The 3,840-nt window shown below is 75.2% G+C and carries 1 protein-coding gene; it reads left to right on the plus strand.

What is annotated here, in order from left to right; all coding sequences use genetic code 11:
* Nucleotides 1–3,840: type I polyketide synthase (locus tag ACZ6EM_RS40210; protein WP_465774653.1), on the plus strand; the 3,840-nt coding region annotated here is incomplete at both ends.

Consider the following 3,840-nt stretch of genomic DNA (forward strand, 5'->3'; position numbering starts at 1 on the left):
TTCGTGCTGTACTCGTCGGTGGCGGCGACGTTCGGTTCGGGTGGGCAGGCCAACTATGCGGCCGCGAACGCCTTCCTGGACGCGCTGGCGGCCCGCCGCAGGGCCTCCGGCCGGGCGGGCCAGTCGCTGGCGTGGGGCCTGTGGGAGCAGGCCAGTGAGCTGACCGGTCATCTCTCCTCGGCACGCAGCGGCTCGGGCATGCCCACCGGGCAGGCCCTGGCCCTGTTCGACCGGGCGATCACCCTGCCCGTACCGCACCTCCTGCCGACGGTCCTGGACCTGGCCGCCGCGCAGGCCGTCTCCACCCATGGGGTGCCCCCGCTGCTGCGCGGCCTGGTCCGGCCGTCCGCCCGGCGGGCCGCCGACCGGGGCGCGGGTGCGGAGTCCGGACTGCTGGCCCGGCTGCGGCCGCTGTCGGCCGAGGATCGGCGCGCGCAGCTGCTGGAGCTGGTCCGCGGCAGCGCGGCCACCGTGCTCGGCCACGGCGCCACGGACGCGGTCGGCCCCCGGCACGCGTTCCGGGAGCTCGGCTTCGACTCGCTGACCGCCGTGGAGTTGCGCAACGGGCTGAACGCCGTCACCGGGCTGCGGTTGCCGGTGACCCTGGTCTTCGACTACCCGACACCGGCCGTGCTGGCCGAGCACCTCGACGAGCTGCTCTTCGCGCGGGCCGCCTCCGTGGCGCCGCTCGTCGAGACGGCCGTGGACACCGGCGAGCCCATCGCGATCATCGGCATGAGCTGCCGTTTCCCCGGCGGTGCGGACAACCCCGAGCGGCTCTGGCGGCTGCTGGCCGAGGGCTTCGACGGCGTGACCGCTTTCCCGGCCGACCGCGGCTGGGAGATCGAGGTCGCCGACGCCACCTACACGCCGCGCGGCGGCTTCCTGCACGACGCCGCCGACTTCGACGCCGGGCTGTTCGGGATCTCGCCGCGCGAGGCGCTGGCGATGGACCCCCAGCAGCGGCTGCTGCTGGAGGCCTCCTGGGAGGCCTTCGAGGCCGCCGGCCTCGACCCGCTGTCCATGCACCGGTCGTCCACCGGCGTCCTGGTCGGCGCCTCGGCGTTCGGCTACGGCGCCGGGATGGACCTGCCGGAGTCGGAGGGGCACCTGATGACGGGCGCCGCCACCAGCATCCTCTCCGGCCGCGTCTCGTACGTGTTCGGCCTGGAGGGCCCGGCGGTCACCGTGGACACCGCCTGCTCCTCCTCCCTGGTGGCGATGCACTGGGCGATCCAGGCGCTGCAGCGCGGCGAGTGCGCGATGGCACTGACCGGCGGTGTGACCGTGATGTCCACCCCGGGGGTGTTCGCCGAGTTCGACCGGCAGGACGGCCTGGCCTCGGACGGGCGCTGCAAGGCGTTCTCCGCCGGGGCCGACGGCACCGTCTGGTCCGAGGGCGTCGGCGTGCTGGTGCTCCAGCGCCTGTCCGACGCCCGTCGGGACGGCCACCGGGTGCTCGCGGTGATCCGGGGCAGCGCGGTCAACCAGGACGGCGCCTCCAACGGGCTCACCGCGCCGAACGGCCCCTCCCAGGAGCGGGTGATCCGGCAGGCGCTGGCCTCCGCGCGGCTCGCCCCGTCCGAGGTGGACGTGGTGGAGGCGCACGGCACCGGCACTCCGCTCGGAGACCCGATCGAGGCCCAGGCGCTGCTGGCGACCTACGGCCAGGACCGGCCGGCCGACCGGCCGTTGTGGCTGGGCTCGATCAAGTCCAACATCGGCCACACCCAGTCGGCGGCCGGTGTCGCGGGCGTCATCAAGATGGTGCAGGCGATGCGCCACGGCGTCCTCCCGGCCACGTTGCACGTGGACGAACCGACCTCGCACGTGGACTGGTCGGCGGGCGCGGTGGAACTGCTGACGCGGGCCCGGCCGTGGCCGGAGGCGGACCGTCCGCGCCGCGCGGGCGTCTCCTCCTTCGGCATCAGCGGCACCAACGCCCACGTCATCCTGGAGCAGGGCGACCTGCTGCCCGCGCCGGAACCGGTGGAGAGCAGCGGCCCGGTGCTGTGGCCGGTGTCCGCGAAGAGCCCGGAGGGGCTGCGCGGACAGGCGGCGAGGCTGGCCGAGTTCGCGGCGACCGGGCCCGACCCGGCGGCCGCGGGGCACGCGCTGGCCGTCACCCGGGCGGCGCTGGAACACCGCGCGGTGGCCGTCGGTGACACGGCTGCCGCGATCGGGGCAGGCCTGACCGCGCTGGCCGAGGGCCGGCCCGGCGAGGGCGTGGTCTCGGGTACGGCGGTCGAGGGCCGGACGGCGTTCCTGTTCACGGGGCAGGGTGCGCAGCGGGTCGGCATGGGCCGGGGGCTGTACGAGGCGTTCCCGGTGTTCGCCGAGGCCTTCGACGCGGTCTGCGCGGAGCTGGACGCGAGGCTCGGGCGGTCGGTGCGCGAGGTCGTCCTCGACGGCGTCGAGGATCTGGACCGTACGGTGTGGGCGCAGGCCGGGCTGTTCGCGGTCGAGGTGGCGTCCTTCCGGCTGCTCGAATCCTGGGGCGTGCTCCCGGACGTACTGCTCGGACATTCGATCGGTGAGGTGGCGGCCGCTCATGTGGCCGGGGTGTTCTCGCTGGCGGACGCGTGCGCCCTGGTGGCGGCGCGGGGCCGGTTGATGGACGCGCTGCCCGAGGGCGGCGCGATGCTCGCGGTGCAGGCCACCGAGGCCGAGGTGCGGGCGGAGATCGGTGACCGCCTGGACGTCGCGGCCGTCAACGGCCCGACCTCCGTGGTGCTCTCCGGCCCCGTCGAGGTGGTCGAGGAGCTCGCGGCCCGCTGGAAGGCCGAGGGCCGCAAGACCAACCGGCTGACGGTCTCGCACGCCTTCCACTCGGCCCTGATGGAGCCGATGCTCGCCGAATTTGCCGCCGTGCTGGCGGAGTTGACCTTCGCCGAGCCGCGCATCCCGGTCGTCTCGAACCTGACCGGCGGGATCGCCGAGCCCGGCCTGCTCACCACCCCCGACTACTGGGTGCGTCAGGTTCGCGAGGCCGTCCGCTTCGCCGACGGCGTCGACACCGTTCGTCGCCAGGGCGTCACCCGCTACGTCGAGCTGGGCCCGGACGCCGTGCTGAGCGGCCTGGCCGGACAGGCGGTTGCCGAGGCCGTGTTCGCGCCGCTGCTGCGCCGTGAGCGGGAGGAATCGGGCACCGCGCTGACCGCCCTGGCCCGGCTCTGGACGGCCGGCGCGGACGTCGACTGGCCGGCCGTGCTGCCGGCCGGCCGACGGCTCGAACTGCCGACGTACGCCTTCCAGCGCGAGCGCTACTGGCCGCGCCCGGCCGTCCGGTCCGGCGACGCCGGTTCGGTCGGCCAGCTGTCGGCCGGCCACCCGATGCTCGGCGCCGCGGTTCAACTGGCCGGAGACAACGGCCTTTTGCTGACCGGACGGCTGTCGCTCGCCACCCACCCGTGGCTCGCGGACCACGCTGTCCAGGGCCAGGCGCTGGTGCCGGGGACGGCCTTCGTGGACATGGCGTTGCGCGCGGGCGAGCAGATCGACCGCCCGGTCCTGGAGGAGCTGGTGCTCCAGGCGCCGCTGCCGCTGCCCGAGCAGGGCGGCGTGCACCTCCAGGTGCGGGTGGCGGCCCCGGGCGAGGAGGGCGACTGCCGGGTGGAGATCCACGCCCGGCCGGACGCCGGCGGGACCGCGCCGTGGATCTGCCACGCGGTGGGAACCCTGACCGCGCAGGAGCGGGCGCCGGAGTTCGATCTGGCCGCCTGGCCGCCGGCCGGTGCCACGGCGTTGCCGCTGGAGGGTTTCTACGAGGCTCTGGCCGAGGTCGGGTACGGCTACGGTCCGGTGTTCCGGGGTCTGGGTGCGGCCTGGCGGGTGGGTGAG

This window comes from Kitasatospora sp. NPDC041917, from assembly GCF_055589745.1.